Raw genomic sequence first — 17,489 nt, 5'->3', positions numbered from 1 at the left:
GGGTGGCGGTCGGGCGACGGTGTGGGGTCATGAGTACGACCTCCGCTGGTCGGGAGCCGGGATCTGGGCACCCTTGTACTCGACGGGGATGCCGCCGAGCGGGTAGTCCTTGCGCTGCGGGTGGCCGGGCCAGTCGTCCGGCATCATGATCCGGGTGAGCGCGGGGTGGCCGTCGAAGACGATGCCGAAGAAGTCGTAGGTCTCGCGCTCGTGCCAGTCGTTGGTCGGGTAGACCGGGACCAGCGAGGGGACGTGCGGGTCGGCGTCGGGCGCGCTGGTCTCGATCCGGATCAGCCGGCCGTGGGTGAGCGAGCGCAGGTGGTAGACCGCGTGCAGCTCGCGCCCGGTGTCGCCGGGGTAGTGCACGCCGCTGACGCCGGTGCACAGCTCGAACCGCAGCGCGGGGTCGTCGCGCAGCGTGCGGGCGACCCGGACCAGGTGCTCGCGGGCGATGTGGAAGGTCAGTTCGCCGCGGTCGACGACGGTCTTCTCGATCGCCTCGGCCGGCGGCAGCCCCTGCTCCTCCAGGGCGCCCTCCAGCTCGTCGGCGATCTCGTCGAAGGGGTCGCCGTAGGGCCGGTTGGTCGCGCCGGGCAGCCGGACGGTACGGACCAGGCCGCCGTAACCGGTGGTGTCGCCTCCGTTGTTGGCGCCGAACATCCCCTTGCGGACGCCGATCACCTCGCCGGCGTCGTGGCGCTGCGCGGGCACCCCGCCCTCGGCGGGCTCCTCCGGCAGTTGGGGCGGGTTGGGGGTGGCGGTCATCGCAGGAGCCCCTTCATCTCGATCGTGGGGAGCGCCTTGCGCGCCGCCTCCTCCGCCTCGCGGGCGGCGGCCTCGCGGTTCACGCCGAGCTTGCCGTGCTGGATCTTCTCGTGCAGCTTGAGGATCGCGTCGAGGAGCATCTCGGGGCGGGGCGGGCAGCCGGGCAGGTAGATGTCGACCGGCACCACGTGGTCGACGCCCTGCACGATCGCGTAGTTGTTGAACATGCCGCCGCTGGAGGCGCACACGCCCATCGAGATCACCCACTTGGGGTTCGGCATCTGGTCGTAGACCTGGCGCAGCACCGGGGCCATCTTCTGGCTGACCCGGCCGGCCACGATCATCAGGTCGGCCTGCCGCGGCGATCCGCGGAAGACCTCCATGCCGAACCGGGCCATGTCGTACCGCCCGGCACCGGTGGTCATCATCTCGATGGCGCAGCAGGCGAGGCCGAAGGTGGCCGGGAAGACCGACGCCTTACGCACCCAGCCCGCCGCGGTCTCCACCGTCGTCAGCAGGAATCCGCTCGGCAGTTTCTCTTCGATACCCATGGGTTGGCTCCTGGTCTCCTCGGTCCCCTGGTCGCCGTCAGTTGCCGGAACTCGTCAGGCCCTAGTCCCACTCCAGGCCGCCGCGCCTCCACACGTAGGCGTAGGCGACGAAGACGGTGAGCACGAAGAGGAGCATCTCGACGAGCCCGAACATCCCCAGCCGGTCGAAGGTGACCGCCCACGGATAGAGGAAGACGATTTCGATGTCGAAGACGATGAAGAGCATCGCCGTCAGGTAGTACTTGATCGGGAAGCGGCCACCACCGGCCGGCTGCGGAGTCGGCTCGATGCCGCACTCATACGCTTCCAACTTGGCCCGGTTGTACCGTTTCGGCCCGATGATCGAGGCCATGAAAACGGAGAAGATCGCGAAGCCGGCCGCGAGGCCGCCCAGCACGAGGATGGGCGCGTAGGCGTTCACCGTCCCCCGCTCCTTCCAGTCGACTGTGACTGATGTACGGACCGTGACCGGGGCGGTGCGCCACGCCACAAAACCGCGAAGATCGCGCCTATGTGAGGCAGTTCACAAGCCCAAGCCGCCTGCATCCTATGCCTCCCGGTCTGTGATCTGCGACACGGGGGTCAGCACGAGCTTTGTGATCTCCACCACCTGACCAACGATCATGAAGTCGGATGAGCGGTGATCTTGCGGCGGATGGCACCCAAACGATCACTTCACGTCACATTCGTGGGCGTTCTCGCTGGTCAGCGCGGCGCATCCACTATCAGACATCCTCCGCAGCAGGCAAATTGGCGATGGACGAATCGCCGTGATAGCGCCGCCGAACCCGCCCGGGTGAGCCGTGGAACCCGGGAATGACGCGCGTGAAAGTGTGCACGAGCGCATACGTCACCGGAGGAGCGAAAACGGATCAAAGCACCCGTCAAGCAAGATCGTGAAACGGGCAATTGAGCCGTGAGCACGTCAACTGTGGCGCATCCCACCTTTATTGAACGGAACCATTCGTTCCTGATAGCCAGGGACCCATGTCCCCGAACACATCCCGGACACAGGTGTCCGACACGCATACCCATACCGGCCGCCGACGGCACGCGGCGCCCCGTGACCCGAAGTGGGTCCGCAGGGCCGGACTCGTCGGCGGCGTCGTCAGCGCGTTCGCCCTGTGCGGCGCGGCCGCTCCGGCCATGGCCGAGACCACGCACACCACCACCACGGCCGCCTCGGCGCAGGCCACGCGGGACGCGCAGTCCGCGCGCGACCTCAACGTCCGGGCGGCGACGCTCTCCACGGCTGCCTCCGCTCAGCAGGCCGTCGCGGCGCTGGAACGGGAGGCGCTGTCCGCCGCCCTCTCCGCCGACCAGGAGAAGGCCGCCACCGACGCCGCGAAGTCCGCGGCCAAGGCGCACAAGGCCGCACTCAGGAAGGCCGAGTCCGCCGCGAAGGCGGCCAAGGCCGCCAAGGCGCGGGCCGGCCAGGCCGCCTCGCGCTCCACCACCAGGACCACGCTCGGCTCGTCCGGACAGGGTTCGGTCACCGCGACGCCGACCGCGACCGTCACCGCGGCCTCGTCCAGCAAGGTCGACCAGCTCATCGCGTTCCTGAAGTCCCAGCTCGGCAAGCCCTACGTGTACGGCGCCACCGGCCCCGGCTCGTACGACTGCTCGGGCCTGACCCAGGCGGCGTTCGCCTCCATCGGCGTCGACATCCCGCGGACCTCGCAGGACCAGTCGACCGTCGGCACGCCCGTCTCGATCTCCGCCCTCCAGCCCGGCGACCTCATCTTCTGGGGCGGCGAGGGCAGCGCCTACCACGTCGGCGTCTTCATCGGTGACGGCCAGTACCTGGACGCGGCCAACCCGTCCACCCCGGTCGCCATCCACCAGCTCGCGGACTACATGCCCGACTGGGCGGTCAACGTCCTCTGAGTGCCGCTGCGTAAGGCGGGCAACCGGGTCGGCCTGCCCGCCGGGCAGACCGGTCGGAGCGAGTAGGTCCAGCGGGTCCCGAAGCGAACGCGGGTGCGGGGGACCGTCCAGAGGGAGCTTGAGCGGCTCCCCGCACCTTCGTACGGGCGTACGGCCGTACGCGCGGTCCGTCGGGCCCTTCGGGTCCGAGACCGGCCAGGGTTCTACGCGGCCTTGTGACGCGCCACGTCCGCGGCCCGGTCGTACACCTCGCGCACCCGGGAGCTCTTCAGGTACGGGCGCAGGCGTCTCCTTAGGACACCGAAGTGCTCGTCGGCGCGTGCAGAGGACAAGTGCGCGTAGTCGTCGAGGAAGTCGTCCCAGGTGGCGCAGGAGGCTTCCAACTGCCTGACCTCGAGTTGCCGCTGGGCGAGCAGTCCGTTCGCGTGGGCCCTGCCCTGCTTCTCCATCGGGGGCCGCGCCCGGTTGGACTCCTGCATGGCCGTGACCGATCCCCGCACGTCGCCCAAGGCGTAGAGCACGCTGGACACGTGGAAGTGGTACGCGGCCTGGTCGTAACCGCCGACGAAGTCGCGCCGGTTGTCGGCCTGCGAAAGGGCGTCCGCCGTCTCGGCGAGATGGGAGAAGGCCCGGCGCTTGTCGCCGACGAGTGCGGCCCCCTGCGCCTGCTGTCCGGTGAGGAACGCCCGCAGTCGCGGGCCCGCCTTGGGCCCCGCCTCGGCTGCGGAGTCGGCGAGTTCCTGCGCTCGCTTCGCATGCCTGAGATCAGCCGCCTGCAGGGCCATGCCACGCAGCGTGCGGCAGTACGTCACGTGGTCCTCGGCCTCCCCGGCCAGCCGAAGTGCCTGCAGGTAGTAGCGCTGACCGAGACCGTGCGCTTTTTCGTACATGGCCATCCACCCGGTGAGGTACACGAGGTCCGACGCGGCGGCGAGCATGCTCTTCCGGGTGGCGTCCGACGCGTCGGCCCGTAGGTACGGTGCCACCGTGTTGACGAGGAAGGCGGCGGCCATGGGGCGGGCGTGGCCTCCCCCCAGTTCGTCGAGAATGTCCGCGATGCGTTCGGTCATCGTCCGTACGGTGGTGACGTCGCCCGCACCGATACGAGTCGTGTGCCCTCCCGCGCCGTACTCGGTCCGACCGACCACCTCGGCGTACAGCGGAACCGGCAACGCGGCGGCATAGAGAGCAGTTGAGAGGAAATTGCGCCTGGACGGGTCCATATCGGCTCTCCCCATCGTGACGAGTCCCACCACCGTATCCCCGGACCAACCCGCCTCCCCGGCGAACGCGGACGTTTCAGCCGCGGAGAGGGGCAGGCCCGCTTCCGCGCAGGTAACCGCCCGCCCAAGACGGCGTGCGAACGCTTCCAGCACAAGCGCGTGTGAACTCTCCCTCGGAACGTGCCCATTGAGCCACTGATGAGCTGATGCGGCCTGGTACCGGGTGGGCGTCCCACGCTCCGTGCCGATCCTGTTGACCGCCTGGGCGAACTGCCGCAGCGTCCAACCGCTCTCCTGGTACAGCCGTGCCAGCCCCTGGTTCGGCTGCCGGCCCCCGCTGCGGATACTCGCCGCACGACGAGTTCCCGTGGTCCGCCTCGACCCCGGCATCGACCTGTACGCGGGTGCTTCGCTGTCCGCCGGATACGGCACGGGCGAACAAGGAGGCCTCCTGCGCACCCCGAGCCGGCAACTCGATCTCGCACACGTACGGTCCGTCTGGGTCCGCAGGCCCTCGCCCTACGGGGGCCCTCCCGGGCTGGACGAACAAGACCGCAGGTTCGCTGCGGCGCAGCATACGTGGGGAACCGGAGGCATCCTCGCCTCGCTCCCGGGAGCGCACTACGTCAACCACCCGTGGCGCAACCGTGCGGCCGAGCACAAGGCCGCCCAACTCGCCGCCGCGCAGAGAAACGGGTTCCTGGTGCCCGACACCCTCATCACCACGGACGAACACGAGGTCCAAGACTTCATGGCGCGCCAAGTCGGCACAGTCGTGTACAAACCTCTGTGGAGCGTGCCTTACCGGGTGGACGGTCAGCCGCGCAGTGTCTGGGTGCGCGAGGTGAACGAGGACGAGATCACGAGTGCCGTTGCCGTCTGCCCGCACCTGTTCCAGGCCACGGTCGACAAGGAGTTCGACGTGCGGGTGACCGCCGTCAGCGATCGGTTGTTCGGTACCCGGATCGACAGCCCGGACGTCGACTGGCGTCACCGGCAGGACCTCATGCGGTGCGGACCAATCGCCGTGCCGGAGGCGGTCGCAGACTCCATCGCTTCCTACCTCGGCGAATTCGGCCTGACCTACGGCGCGTTCGACTTCGCCGTGACCGCTGACGGCCGGTGGTACTTCCTGGAGTGCAACCCCAACGGGCAGTGGGCCTGGCAGCCGGCCGAAACCACCGACGCCATCGCGCACGCCATCTGCGACGAACTACAGAAGGACTCCGACCTGTGAGCACACTGGCTCAACTGCGCGCCGCGCTGGCGGACATGCTCGCCGAGGACGGCACGCTGACGGACCCCGCGTGGCGTGGCGCCGTCGAGACAGTTCCCCGGGAGTTGTTCACACCGTCCTACTTCGACGAGGTCCCGGACAGCTTCCCGACCCGCTACCGACCCGTGCACCAAGGTGACGACGGCTGGCTGGAGGGCGTCTACGGCGACCGGACGCTGATCACGCAACTGGACGGCCGCATCCGGCCCGGCGATGTGACCGAAGGGACCGTCACCGGCTCCCCTTCCTCGTCGTCCACCCTTCCTTCGCTGGTGCTGCGCATGTGGCACCAGCTCGACGTCGAGGCGAGGCAGCGGGTGTTGGAGGTCGGGACCGGGACCGGGTACTCGACCGCCATCGGGGCGCACCGCCTCGGGAGCACCGCGCTCACCAGCATCGAGTACGACCCGGTGGTCGCGCAGGCAGCCTCCGCAGCACTCGGCGCAGCCGGGTACGCACCGAGGCTGATCGTCGGGGACGGCCTGCGCGGAGATCCGGAGGGCGGCGCGTACGACCGCCTGATCGCCACCTGCTCCGTCCGCTACATCCCCCTGGCCTGGCTGCACCAGGTGAAACCGGGCGGGAAGATCCTGGTCACGCTGTCCGGTTGGGGCTACGCGTCCGGGCTGGTGCTCCTCACGGTGACCGGACCCGGCACCGCCACGGGCAGGTTCCTGCCCGGGTACACCAGCTTCATGATCGCCCGCCCGCACGACCGGCCGCCCCGCCCCGCGCTTGCCCTGCTGCCCGGCGACGAGCGTCCGAGCACCATCGATCCCGCGGTCATCACCACCTGGACCGGCGGTTGGGTCGCCCAGCTCGCCGCGCCCGCGGCAGAGCGGCTGGGAGCGGGAGCCGAACAGGTCCTGTGGGACGTTTCCACCGGTTCACAGGCCCGGACCACGCCCGGACCGGACGGCGGCTGGACGGTCGTACAGCGCGGGCCCGTACGGCTGTGGGACCGGGTCGAAGCGGCCGTTCAGCGCTGGCAGGAGGCCGGCGCACCGCACCAGGAGGGCTTCGGCCTCACCGTCTCCCCGACCGGGCAGCGCGTCTGGATCGGCGACGAGGACGGTCCGGGCTGGGACCTGCCCGTCTGACCGCCGGTCGCCCCGGAGCCGTACGGGCCCGGCCCCGCGTTGCCCGGGCGCCGGTTCAGGCGCGCGGGGTGATCTTGGTGAGGCCGTTGATGATGCGGTCCATCGCGTCGCCGCCGGTGGGGTCGGTGAGGTTGGCGAGGAGCTTGAGGCAGAAGCGCATCAGCATCGGGTGGGTCAGGCCGCGCTGGGTGCACAGCTGGAGGACCTTCGGGTTGCCGATCAGCTTCACGAAGGCGCGGCCGAGGTTGTAGTAGCCGCCGTAGGTGTCCTTGAGGATGCGCGGGTAGGCGGCGAGCGCGAGTTCGCGCTGCCCGGCGGTGGCGCGGGCGTGCGCCTGGGTGATCACGTCAGCGGCGATCTGCCCGGATTCCATCGCATAGGCGATGCCCTCGCCGTTGAACGGGTTGACCAGCCCGCCCGCGTCGCCGACCAGCAGCAGGCCGCGGGTGTAGTGCGGCTGGCGGTTGAAGGCCATCGGCAGCGCGGCGCCGCGGATCGGCCCGGTCATGTTCTCCGGGGTGAAGCCCCAGTCCTCCGGCATGGAGCCGACCCACGCCTTGAGCACCTCGCGCCAGTCCAGCTCGCGGAAGGCCGCCGAGGAGTCGAGGATGCCGAGGCCCACGTTGGAGGTGCCGTCGCCGAGGCCGAAGATCCAGCCGTAGCCCGGCAGTTGGCGCGGGGCGGCGCCGCGCCGGTCCCACAGCTCCAGCCAGGACTCCAGGTAGTCGTCCTCGTGCCGCGGCGAGGTGAAGTACGTCCGCACCGCGACACCCATCGGGCGGTCGTCGCGGCGGTGCAGGCCCATCGCCAGCGACAGCCGGGTGGAGTTGCCGTCGGCGGCGACCACCAGCGGCGCGTGGAAGGCGGCCGGCGTCTTCTCCTCGCCGAGCTTGGCGGTGACGCCGGTGATCCGGCCGGTGCGCTCGTCGACGATCGGCGCTCCGACGTTGCACCGCTCGTACAGCCGCGCGCCGGCCTTCACGGCCTGCTGGGCGAGGAGTTCGTCGAAGTCCTCGCGCCTGCGCACCAGTCCGTAGTCCGGGTAGGCGGCCAGCTCCGGCCAGTCCATCTCCAGCCGCATGCCGCCGCTGATGATCCGCAGGCCCTTGTTGCGCAGCCAGCCCGCCTCCTCGGAGACGTCGATGCCCATCGACACCAGCTGCTTGGTGGCGCGCGGGGTCAGCCCGTCGCCGCAGACCTTCTCGCGCGGGAAGGCGGTCTTCTCCAGCAGCAGCACGTCGAGACCGGACTTGGCCAGGTAGTACGCGGTCGTCGAACCGGCGGGCCCGGCGCCGACGACGATCACATCGGCGCTGCGCTCGGACAGTGCGGTGTCGGTCACGTGGACTCTCCCGGTTCGGCGAAGGGCTGTTGCTGGTGTTCGACGTCGGATGCGAGGACGTCATGCCGAGTGTATGAGGCCGCCGCTCCGGGTGGAGCGGCGGCTCTCGGGAGAGCGGCGGGTCAGTGCGGGTCCGGCGGCGGCTTGCGCAGCCGGTCCGGTTCCACCACGCCCAGGTCGTGCACGACGGGCTCCGCCGGCGCGGGCGGGCCGGGGGGCTGCGGCGGGCCGTACGCCCCGGCGGGCGGGCCGGGTTGGGGCGGCACCGCGCCACCGGGGACCGCGCCGTACGTCCCGCCGGTCGTCCCGTACGTCCCGCCGTACGCCGCGCCGCTCTGGGGAACCGGCCCGTAGGGCGAGGGGACGCCAGGTCCGACCGGGTACGCCGGCGGCACCCGGCCGCCGAAGACCCGCCACACGTACGGCGCGACCAGCACGCCGCCGAACGTCCACAGCAGGCCGAGACCCAGTATCTCGGGCACCTTCGTGCCCGCGCTGACGTGGTCGAGCACGCCGGTCAGGGCCGTGTCCCCGCCGGTGCGCGCGCCGCTGACCGCGGCCAGGATCACCAGCAGGCCGGTGAACAGCGCGGCCACCGCGAACTGTTCGGGGCGGCCACGGGTCCGCCGGACCGCGAGCACCCCGATCAGCAGCGCGCAGCCGAGCCCGCCCGCGACCGTGCCGGTCACCGACCAGCCGCCCCACACGTGGTTGAGGTCGCCCAGGCCGAAGGACACGTGGTGGTCGTTGCTGGTGCCGTAGTCCGCGCCGACCCGGAACGGCGCCCCCCAGCTCAGCCCCAGCCCGGAGACCCCGAGGTTGAGCAGCAGCAGCCCGGCCGCGGCCACTCCCCAGCCGGTCAGGTCGTGGTAGTGCGCGGCCGCGATCACGAAGACCACGGCGCCCGCGATGAGCAGGGTGGCCAGCAGCGCGATCGCCGTGGTGGAGACCACCCGGTACGTGGCCGCGGCACCCGGCCGCGCGGCGAGCCACGCCGTCAGCGCCGGACGGCACAGCACGATCAGCGCCGTGACCAGGCTGAGCACGAAGGTCCCCAGCATGGCCAGGAACGGCGCGGTGGTGAAGTGCGCCAGGGCGATGTGCGGCTCGGCGAAGAAGCCGATGACGAGCGCCGCGGCGGCGGCGAGCAGCGCGACGCGTACGGCGGCCGCGGCGCTGTCGGCGGTCGTGACCGGGCCGGCGCCCGAGGCGGCGGCCGTGGCGAGTTGCCGCTTGCGCATCATCCGCAGGCCGAGCACCAGCACCAGGACCCACAGCAGGGTGACCGTCCAGGGCAGGACGGTGAGCGACGCGTGGTACGTGTGCGCGTGACCGCCGCTGCCACTGCCGCTCATGGTGTAGCCGACGTCGCTGCCGGAGTCGAAGGTGTCGTACCCGTCAGAGCCGTCAGAGCCGTCGGAGCCGTCGGAGCCGTCCGAACCGTCCGAACCGTCCGAACCGTCGGAGCCGTTGTCGTACCCGTCGCTGCCGTCGTCGTACCCGTCGGAGCCGCCGTCGTACCCGTCGCTGCCGCCGTCATAGCCGTCGGAGCCATCCGAACCGTCGCTGCCGCCATCGGAGAACTCGTCACCGTCGGAGCCGCCGTCGGAGAAGTCACCGCCGTCGCTGCCGTCGCTGCCACCGTCGGAGAACCCGTCACCGTCGTCCGAGTCGTCGAAGCCGGTGTCGTCGGTGTAGGTCGTGCTCGCCTTGAGGTTGCCGCCGAGGCCCTGGACGAGGGCGGCGAGGGCGGCCCGGGTGCGGGTGGCCATGCCGACCGAGCCGCTGGGCAGCGCTGTGCCCGCGACGCCCGCGATCGCCAGGGCCGCCGCGACGATGGTCAGCGCCGGGCCGAGCGCGACCAGCAGCGGCATCTCCCAGCGGCCGGTGAACACCCTCCGCACGAACACCGCGGCGGGCGAGGGCACGACCGGTCCGGGCGGCGGGTAGCCCGGCCCGTAGCCGGGCGGGCCCGGCGGTATCGCCGTCTGCCCGGTCGGCGCGCCGTACGGCGGCGGCGGTGGAGGAGGAGGCGGTGGAGGAGGCAGCGCCCCGACCTGGGTCGGAGTGGCCTGCGGCGCGGGAGCGTCGGTCGGCGGGGGCGGGGGCGGCGCGGGGAGGGAAGGCGCGGTCAGGTCACGGCCGCAACGCGGGCAGAAGCGGACGCCTTCCGCCTCGGCGACCTGGTTCCCGCACGCGGGGCAGAACGGCATCGGCAACTCCGGGAGACGGCGGGGCTGCTGTCCCCCCGCGGACATCGCAGCATATGGCCCCCACCGGCGACGACGACCCGGAACCGCGGATTCCTCTTCCGTGGAGGCCGGATACCGCTTGCCGGATACAGCTACCCGTTCGCGCCGCGGTGCAGCGCCACGATCCCGCCGGTCAGGTTGCGCCAGGCCACGCCCGTCCAGCCCGCGTCCTTCAACCGCCCGGCCAGCGCCCGCTGGTCGGGCCAGGCGCGGATCGACTCGGCGAGGTACACGTACGCGTCCGGGTTGCTGCTCACCTTGGTCGCCACCGGGGGCAGCGCGCGCATCAGGTACTCGGTGTAGACGGTGCGCAGCGGCCGGTACGTCGGGTGGCTGAACTCGCAGATCACCAGCCGCCCGCCGGGCCTGGCCACCCGCCGCATCTCGCGCAGCGCCGCGTCGGTGTCGTGCACGTTGCGCAACGCGAACGAGATGGTGACCGCGTCGAACACCCCGTCGGCGAACGGCAGTCGGGTCGCGTCGCCGGCGGTCAGCGGCAGCTCCGGGTGGCGCTTCTTGCCCTCCCGCAGCATGCCGAGCGAGAAGTCACAGGGGACGACCTGCGCGCCCGCCGCCACGAACGGCAGCGACGACGTCGCCGTGCCCGCGCCCAGGTCGAGCACCCGCTCGCCCGGCCGTACGTCCAGCGCCTGCGCCACCGCCCTGCGCCACAGCCGGGTCTGGCCGAGCGACAGCACGTCGTTCGTCAGGTCGTACTTCGCCGCCACACCGTCGAACATCGCGGCGACGTCCTGCGGCTGCTTCTCCAAGGAGGCCCGTGTCACGCGCCCCACCCTACGTCCAAGGTGAGCAGGGCGGCCTTCCAGGGGCGCGGGCCCATCCGGACGTGGTGCGGCCCGGCCCGTGGAGCGACCACCCGGCTACCACCCGGCTGCTACCTGGCTTCGAGGATCTTCAACTCGGGGTGCGCGGTGCCGCCCTCGATCGCGGTCGAGGACAGGTGGGAGACGACGTGGTCGTCGACCGGGTCGTTCGCCGGGTCGTCGTGCACGACGAGGTGCTCGTAGGTGGTCGCGCGCTGCGCGGGCACGCGCCCGGCCGCGCGGATCAGATGGATCAGCTCCATCCGGTTGGAGCGGTGCTTCGCCCCGGCCGAGGAGACGACGTTCTCCTCCAGCATGACCGACCCGAGGTCGTCCGCGCCGTAGTGCAGCGACAGTTGGCCGACCTCCTTGCCGGTGGTGAGCCAGGACCCCTGGATGTGGGCGACGTTGTCGAGGAAGAGCCGCGCGATCGCGATCATCCGCAGGTACTCGAAGAGCGTCGCCTGCGTCTGGCCCTTCAGGTGGTTGTTCTCCGGCTGGTAGGTGTACGGGATGAACGCCCGGAACCCGCCGGTGCGGTCCTGCACGTCGCGGATCATCCGCAGGTGCTCGATCCGCTCCGCGTTGGTCTCACCGGTGCCCATGAGCATGGTCGTGGTGGACTCCACGCCCAGCCCGTGCGCGGTCTCCATGATCTCCAGCCACCGCTCGCCGGACTCCTTCAGCGGTGCGATCGCCTTCCGCGGCCGCTCCGGCAGGAGTTCCGCGCCGGCGCCGGCGAACGAGTCGAGCCCGGCGGCGTGGATACGGCGGATCGCCTCCTCCGCGCTGACCCCGGAGACCCGCGCCATGTGGTCGATCTCGGACGCGCCCAGCGAGTGGATCACCAGCTGCGGGAACTCCCGCTTGATCGCGGCGAAGTGCTCTTCGTAGTACTCGACGCCGTAGTCCGGGTGGTGGCCGCCCTGGAACATGATCTGGGTGCCGCCGAGTTCGACGGTCTCGGCGCAGCGGCGCAGGATGTCGTCGAGCCCGCGGCTCCACCCCTTGCCGGTGTCCTTCGGCGCCGCGTAGAACGCGCAGAACTTGCACGCGGTGACGCACACGTTCGTGTAGTTGATGTTGCGCTCGATGATGTACGTCGCGATGTGCTCGGTGCCCGCGTAGCGGCGGCGGCGCACCGCGTCGGCGGCGGCCCCGAGCGCGTGCAGCGGCGCGGACCGGTAGACGTCGAGCGCTTCCTCCGGGGTGATCCTGCCCCCTGCGGCGGCGCGGTCGAGGACGGCTGCGAGTTCGGTCGAGGAAGTCACCGTGGCAGGCCCTTCGGAGGATACGAATCCGGACCGGCCCAGCCTACGCCAGCGCGTTCCCCCACCCCGGACCCCCTGCCCGACCGCCCCACCGTGGGCTCCCCGGGCCCCCCGGGCGGAGGTACGGCGACCGTCACGACGGCGGGCCGCTACCCGGGGACGCTGATCCGCCGGCCCCGCCGGAGCCGGCCGCGCACCCCTTCGAACCGCAACTGGACGCTCCGGCCGTCCCGGTCCGCCTGGAGGTGCAGGTGCGGCTCGGTGGAGTTGCCGGAGTTGCCGACCTCGCCGAGCCGGTCGCCGACGGCCACCCGGTCGCCGACCCGGACCCGTACGGTGCCCGGCCGTAGATGCGCGAGCAGGACGTGTTCGCGGCCGGTGTCGATCGCGACGTGGTTGCCGGCCGGCGGCGCGAACACCACCCGGCCCGGCGCCTGGTCCGGCCAGCCGTCGGCGGCCCGCACCACGGTGCCGGCGCACGGCGCGTACAACGGGGTCCCGTAGGCCGCGTACGTGGACGCGTCGCGGTCGATCCGCAGACCGGGCGCCCGGGTGCCGTCAGGACCGAGCTTGACCAGATCGACGGCCCAGCGCTGCTCCGGCACGACGTGGTGGTGGTTGAGCCAGCGCCCGCCTCCCTGCATCACCCACCACACCCCCGGGTCGAGCGGCAGCCGCAGGGGGCTCGACACCGTCTCGGCCGCCCTGGCCCGTCGGCTCGAAGCGACCACTGCGGCCAGCGCCGCCACCAGGACCCATTCCACGGCCCCCCACAGGCTCACGGTGCCCCGCGGGCGGCCCGGCAGGCGCACGGCCGAGGCCGCCGAGGCGACCGTCAGCGCGGCGAACGCCCAACGGGCCCACCGGGGAAGGTCGGTGGCCGAGGGCGCCTTGAAGCCGAACGCCATCACCAGCAGGAACCCCACGACCGCGGCCCGGCCCAGCCACTCCCCCGCCGAGCCGGCGGTCCACAGGGTCGCCCCGGCGGCCACCAGCGCGAGCGGCCAGACCACGCGCGCCGACCACACCCGTGCGGCCCGCAGGGCCGGCGCCGCCCGCCACGGCGAGCGGGCCGCGGGCCGCCCGGCCACGTACAGCGCGGCCAGCCGACCCTCGTCGTCGACCTGGCCGGCCACGGCCACCCGGCCGCGTGGCCCCCGTGCGAACAGCCCGTCCGGTCGTTCCTCGACGCCCTCGAACGGGCCGATCCGCTCCCGCGTCCCGGCCAGGATCGCGGCCAGGCGCGGCTGCCCCACGGCCTCGACCACCCGCGGCGCCGCGGCGTACCGCTCCGCCTCGCTGCCGGCCCGGAAGAACGCGTCCAGCGCTTCGGCGGCTCCCCGTCGTCTCCCCATCCACCGCACGGTACCGACGGCGGGCTCCGACGCGGGCCGCTCGGCTCAAGGGCGGTGGGCTCAGGGCGGGGGGCTCAGCACGGTGGGCTCAGCGCGGTGGGCTCAGGGCAGTGGGCTCACGCCGGGGGGAGGAGTTCCACGCCGGCGCCCGGGGGGAAGCCGACGCGGCGGGCGAACTCGGTGATGCCGGTCTGCTGGGGGGTGCCGAGCGAGAAGTCCAGGGTGGTGAAGTAGCTGCGCAGCAGCTCCTCGTCGAACGCCTCCCAGCGCGCCGCCTGCTCGGCGACCTTGTCGACCTCCTGGAGGGACAGGTCGCGGGAGGCGAGGAAGGCGCGGTGCACCTCGTGCACGGCGTCGGGGTGCGCGGCGAGGTAGTCCCGCCGGACCGCCCAGACGGCGAAGACGAAGGGCAGCCCGGTCCAGTCCTTCCACATCTGCCCGAGGTCGTGGACGGTGAGGCCGAGCCGGGGCGCGTCGTGGAGGGAGGCGCGCAGGGCGGCGTCGCCGATCAGCACCGCGGCCTCGGCCTCCTGCATCATCAGCGAGAGGTCCGGCGGGCAGCGGTAGTAGTCCGGGGTGACGCCGTACCGCTCGGCGAGCAGCAGCTCGGCGAGGCGGACGGAGGTGCGGCTGGTGGAGCCGAGCGCCACCCGCTGGCCGTCCAGCCGGTCCAGCGGCAGCTGGCTGACGATGACGCACGACATCACCGGGCCGTCGCAGCCCACCGCGATGTCGGGCAGCGCCACCAGCTGGTCGGCGTGCTTGAGGTACTCCATGAGGGTGATCGGGCCGATGTCCAGATCGCCCTCGACGAGCTGGGCGCTGAGCTTCTCCGGGGTGTCCTTCGTCAGCTCCACGTCCAGCAGCGCACCCGTCCTGGCCAGGCCCCAGTAGAGCGGGGTGCAGTTCAGAAACTGGATGTGGCCGACCCGGGGGCGGACCCGGTCGCTGTCGCTTTCACGCGCGGTTGTGTCCATATGGCGGACGCTACTCCTGGGTCACCGCGGAGCTGTGCGGGGGTGCCCCGGCGAGCCGTAAGAAGGATCTTGCAACCCTTCCCCGCTCCGGACCCCACATGCTAGGCTCATCGCAAGTTGCAGTTTGGTTTCCTTGCAGTACTAAAGCCTGCGGATCATGTAACCCGCAGGCTTTTGTAGTTTTCAGACTTCGCTGTTGCAGGTTCTGGAGCAGGGCAACCCTTTGGGCCCAAGGAGGGCTTTATGGCTACCGGAACCGTGAAGTGGTTCAACGCTGAAAAGGGCTTCGGCTTCATCGCCCAGGACGGCGGCGGCCCGGATGTCTTCGTTCACTACTCCGCGATCAACGCGACCGGCTTCCGCTCCCTCGAGGAGAACCAGCCGGTGACCTTCGACGTCACCCAGGGTCCGAAGGGCCCCCAGGCGGAGAACGTCACCCCCAGCTAGTTCTCCACTAGTCGGGACGGACAGCGGCGCGATCGCGCCCAGAACCTGCAGTACCAAGGGGCCCCGCAATTGCGCGGGGCCCCTGCCTCCTTTTTACCGCCCTCTCTCCTGCACCGTTCAAGGTCGGGCATCGAGGGCACCCTAACGGAGGTAGAGCGCCTCGATGTCCTCGGCGAAGTCCGCGGCGACAGCCGCCCTCCGGAGTTTCATCGACGGGGTGAGGTGGCCGCTCTCCTCGGTGAAGTCGACCGGGAGTACCCGGAAGGCGCGGATCGACTCGGCCCGGGACACCGTGGAGTTCGCGTCGTCCACGGCCTTCTGCAGTTCGGCGAGCAGGTCCGGGTCGGTGACGAGCTGCGCCGGCCGCAGCCCCTCCTTGTGCCGCATCCGCCGCCAGTGCGTGAGGCCGTCCGCCTCCAGCGTGATCAGCGCGGTCACGAACGGCCGGTTGTCGCCGACCACCATGCACTGGCCGACCAGCGGATGGGCCCGCAGCCGGTCCTCCAGGGGCGCCGGCGCCACGTTCTTGCCGCCCGCGGTGATCAGGATCTCCTTCTTCCGGCCGGTGATCCGCAGATACCCGTCCCCGTCCAGCTCGCCGATGTCCCCGGTCGGGAACCACCCGTCCACCTGCGGCACCCCGCTCGGGTCGTTCCAGTAGCCGGTGAAGACCTGCCCGCCGCGCAGCAGCACCTCCCCGTCGTCGGCGATCCGTACCGCGGTGCCGGGCAGCGGCTGCCCCACGGTGCCCAGCCGCGGCGCCAGCGGCGGGGTGACGGTGGCGGCCGCGGTGGTCTCGGTCAGGCCGTACCCCTCGAAGACCATCACCCCGGCGCCCGCGTAGAAGGCGGTGAGCCGCTCGCCCAGCGGGGAGCCGCCGCAGATCGCGTACTTGACCTTGCCGCCGAGCGCGGCCCGTATCCGGCGGTAGACCAGCGGGTCGTACAGCGCGTGCGCCATCCGCAGGCCCAGCGAGGGCCCGGGTCCCGCACCGGTCCGCTGGGCGACCACCGCCCGGCCGTAACGCTGCGCGATCGTGGCGGCACGGTCGAACGACGACGCCCGGCCCATCTTCTCCGCGGTCGCCCGGCCGGTGTTGTAGACCTTCTCCAGCACGTACGGGATGGCCAGCAGGAAGGTCGGCCGGAAGCCGGCCAGGTCGGCGAGCAGGTCCTCGGTGGCGATGCTGGGCGCGTGGCCGAGCCGGACCCGGGCGCGCAGGCAGCCGACCGCGACCATCCGCCCGAAGACGTGCGACAGCGGCAGGAAGAGCAGGGTCGAGGCGGGCTCGTCGCTCACCGACTTGAAGACCGGGTGCAGCAACTCGGTGGCGTTGTCGACCTCGGCGAAGAAGTTGCCGTGGGTGAGCACGCAGCCCTTGGGGCGGCCGGTGGTGCCCGAGGTGTAGATCAGCGTGGCCGTGCTCGCCGGGGCCAGGCCCTGCCGCCGCGAGGTGACCAGCGCGTCCGGCAACTCCTTGCCCTCCGAGCTGAGTTGCGCGATCGCGCCCGCGTCCAGCTGCCACAGCTGGCGCAGCTCCGGCAGGTCGGAGCGGCGCCCGGTCACCAGCCGGGACTGCTCCACGTTCTCCACCGCGCAGGCCGCGGCGCCCGAGTCGCCGAGTATCCACGCGATCTGCGAGGCGGACGAGGTCGGGTAGATCGGTACGGTCACCAGCCCGGCGGCCCACCCCGCGAAGTCCAGCAACGTCCACGCGTAGCTGGTCCGCGCCATGATCGCCAACCGCTCGCCCGGCCGCAGTCCGGCCGCGATCAGCCCCTTCGCGACCGCCGTGACCTCCGCGCAGAACTCCGCGGCGGTCACGTCACGCCAGGTCCCGTCCGCGCCCTCCCGGCTCAGCACGACGTCCCGCGGAGCCTCGGCCGCGTTGGTGAACGGGATGTCCGCCAAGCTGCCGCTCCTCGGCGCCTCGACCAACGGGGGTACGGCCGCCTGCACGGTCCGGCCTTCCTCGGTCACCAACTGCGGCGCCGGATGCACCGGTTGCCCTGCTTCGATCGACATGGTTGCGGCTCCAGAAGAGGTGAGGGTGAGTTGCGCCCCTTGGGGGTTGCCGTCGTCCTTCCGCGGAGGTGGCCGCACATACCCAGGGGCGCTGGGGACACCTCCCGGCGAGGCCAGGGGGAGAACTGCGCGACGAGCCACCCACGGACCGAAAGGTCCGGGCACTCACGGGACGGGGCGTCCCGGGCGGTCCC

15 protein-coding genes are annotated in these 17,489 nt (G+C 71.7%); 4 read left to right on the top strand and 11 right to left on the bottom strand.

Annotated features, from left to right (window positions below; translation table 11 throughout):
* Nucleotides 1–27: 27 nt before the first annotated feature.
* From AB0399_RS03840 to AB0399_RS03830, 3 genes are all read right to left on the bottom strand, one after another.
* Nucleotides 28–765 carry an NADH-quinone oxidoreductase subunit C gene (locus tag AB0399_RS03840; RefSeq protein WP_328467829.1) on the bottom strand — a complete coding sequence of 246 codons (738 nt, stop codon included), beginning with the start codon at nucleotides 763–765 and terminating at the stop codon, nucleotides 28–30.
* Complete coding sequence (locus AB0399_RS03835) at nucleotides 762–1,316, bottom strand: NADH-quinone oxidoreductase subunit B family protein (RefSeq protein ID WP_093785987.1); 555 nt, start codon at nucleotides 1,314–1,316, stop codon at nucleotides 762–764. Before AB0399_RS03835 ends, AB0399_RS03840 begins: the two co-directional genes overlap by 4 nt.
* A gap of 61 nt (nucleotides 1,317–1,377) precedes the next feature.
* Nucleotides 1,378–1,737, bottom strand: a complete 360-nt coding sequence (locus AB0399_RS03830) for an NADH-quinone oxidoreductase subunit A (RefSeq protein WP_103887024.1) — start codon at nucleotides 1,735–1,737, stop codon at nucleotides 1,378–1,380.
* A 593-nt stretch (nucleotides 1,738–2,330) separates the two neighbouring features.
* Between AB0399_RS03830 and AB0399_RS03825 the strand changes: the two genes are divergently transcribed.
* Nucleotides 2,331–3,203, top strand: coding sequence for a C40 family peptidase (locus AB0399_RS03825; RefSeq protein ID WP_366410118.1), 873 nt, complete (start codon nucleotides 2,331–2,333; stop codon nucleotides 3,201–3,203).
* A gap of 203 nt (nucleotides 3,204–3,406) precedes the next feature.
* On the opposite strand, the gene AB0399_RS03820 is transcribed toward AB0399_RS03825, so the two are convergent.
* Nucleotides 3,407–4,273, bottom strand: a complete 867-nt coding sequence (locus AB0399_RS03820; protein WP_366410117.1) for a hypothetical protein — start codon at nucleotides 4,271–4,273, stop codon at nucleotides 3,407–3,409.
* 394 nt (nucleotides 4,274–4,667) lie between these two features.
* On the opposite strand from AB0399_RS03820, the gene tgmB reads away from it, so the two are divergent.
* Entirely contained in the window at nucleotides 4,668–5,663 is a 996-nt protein-coding gene (gene tgmB, locus AB0399_RS03815) for an ATP-grasp ribosomal peptide maturase (protein ID WP_366410116.1), read from the top strand.
* Nucleotides 5,660–6,802, top strand: a complete 1,143-nt coding sequence (gene tgmC, locus AB0399_RS03810; protein ID WP_366410115.1) for an ATP-grasp peptide maturase system methyltransferase — start codon at nucleotides 5,660–5,662, stop codon at nucleotides 6,800–6,802. The genes tgmB and tgmC overlap by 4 nt, the downstream gene beginning before the upstream one ends.
* A gap of 55 nt (nucleotides 6,803–6,857) precedes the next feature.
* Here the strand turns inward: tgmC and AB0399_RS03805 are convergent, their stop codons facing one another.
* The 6 genes from AB0399_RS03805 to AB0399_RS03780 all read right to left on the bottom strand — a co-directional run bounded on the left by AB0399_RS03805 (nucleotide 6,858) and on the right by AB0399_RS03780 (nucleotide 14,823).
* Entirely contained in the window at nucleotides 6,858–8,144 is a 1,287-nt protein-coding gene (locus tag AB0399_RS03805) for a geranylgeranyl reductase family protein (protein WP_328467819.1), read from the bottom strand.
* A 122-nt stretch (nucleotides 8,145–8,266) separates the two neighbouring features.
* On the bottom strand, nucleotides 8,267–10,072 hold the full coding sequence (locus AB0399_RS03800) for a hypothetical protein (RefSeq protein ID WP_366410114.1): 1,806 nt from the start codon (nucleotides 10,070–10,072) through the stop codon (nucleotides 8,267–8,269).
* 416 nt (nucleotides 10,073–10,488) lie between these two features.
* Entirely contained in the window at nucleotides 10,489–11,181 is a 693-nt protein-coding gene (locus AB0399_RS03795; RefSeq protein WP_329365973.1) for a demethylmenaquinone methyltransferase, read from the bottom strand.
* A 110-nt stretch (nucleotides 11,182–11,291) separates the two neighbouring features.
* On the bottom strand, nucleotides 11,292–12,491 hold the full coding sequence (mqnC, locus tag AB0399_RS03790; protein ID WP_328467813.1) for a cyclic dehypoxanthinyl futalosine synthase: 1,200 nt from the start codon (nucleotides 12,489–12,491) through the stop codon (nucleotides 11,292–11,294).
* Between the two features lie 149 nt (nucleotides 12,492–12,640).
* A complete protein-coding gene (locus tag AB0399_RS03785; protein ID WP_366410113.1) occupies nucleotides 12,641–13,846 on the bottom strand; it encodes a M23 family metallopeptidase in 1,206 nt (401 codons plus the stop codon).
* A gap of 116 nt (nucleotides 13,847–13,962) precedes the next feature.
* Nucleotides 13,963–14,823, bottom strand: coding sequence for a menaquinone biosynthesis protein (locus AB0399_RS03780; RefSeq protein ID WP_329365977.1), 861 nt, complete (start codon nucleotides 14,821–14,823; stop codon nucleotides 13,963–13,965).
* Between the two features lie 243 nt (nucleotides 14,824–15,066).
* On the opposite strand from AB0399_RS03780, the gene AB0399_RS03775 reads away from it, so the two are divergent.
* On the top strand, nucleotides 15,067–15,270 hold the full coding sequence (locus tag AB0399_RS03775; RefSeq protein WP_328467807.1) for a cold-shock protein: 204 nt from the start codon (nucleotides 15,067–15,069) through the stop codon (nucleotides 15,268–15,270).
* A 141-nt stretch (nucleotides 15,271–15,411) separates the two neighbouring features.
* On the opposite strand, the gene AB0399_RS03770 is transcribed toward AB0399_RS03775, so the two are convergent.
* Entirely contained in the window at nucleotides 15,412–17,295 is a 1,884-nt protein-coding gene (locus tag AB0399_RS03770) for an AMP-dependent synthetase/ligase (protein WP_329365980.1), read from the bottom strand.
* Between the last annotated feature and the right edge of the window lie 194 nt (nucleotides 17,296–17,489).

Origin of the sequence: Streptomyces sp. NPDC088194 (assembly GCF_040702025.1) — a bacterium.
GTDB lineage: Bacteria > Actinomycetota > Actinomycetes > Streptomycetales > Streptomycetaceae > Actinacidiphila.
The sequence above is the reverse complement of the archived record's forward strand: the minus strand, read 5'-3'. Positions and strand labels throughout refer to the sequence as shown.

Excerpts from the sequence above, each read along its gene's own strand:
- AB0399_RS03780 (WP_329365977.1), bottom strand. The coding sequence starts at position 14,823 with ATGGACACAACCGCGCGTGAAAGCGACAGCGACCGGGTCCGCCCCCGG.
- AB0399_RS03820 (WP_366410117.1), bottom strand. The coding sequence starts at position 4,273 with ATGACCGAACGCATCGCGGACATTCTCGACGAACTGGGGGGAGGCCAC.
- AB0399_RS03835 (WP_093785987.1), bottom strand. The coding sequence starts at position 1,316 with ATGGGTATCGAAGAGAAACTGCCGAGCGGATTCCTGCTGACGACGGTG.
- AB0399_RS03785 (WP_366410113.1), bottom strand. The coding sequence starts at position 13,846 with ATGGGGAGACGACGGGGAGCCGCCGAAGCGCTGGACGCGTTCTTCCGG.
- AB0399_RS03775 (WP_328467807.1), top strand. The coding sequence starts at position 15,067 with ATGGCTACCGGAACCGTGAAGTGGTTCAACGCTGAAAAGGGCTTCGGC.
- AB0399_RS03840 (WP_328467829.1), bottom strand. The coding sequence starts at position 765 with ATGACCGCCACCCCCAACCCGCCCCAACTGCCGGAGGAGCCCGCCGAG.
- AB0399_RS03770 (WP_329365980.1), bottom strand. The coding sequence starts at position 17,295 with ATGTCGATCGAAGCAGGGCAACCGGTGCATCCGGCGCCGCAGTTGGTG.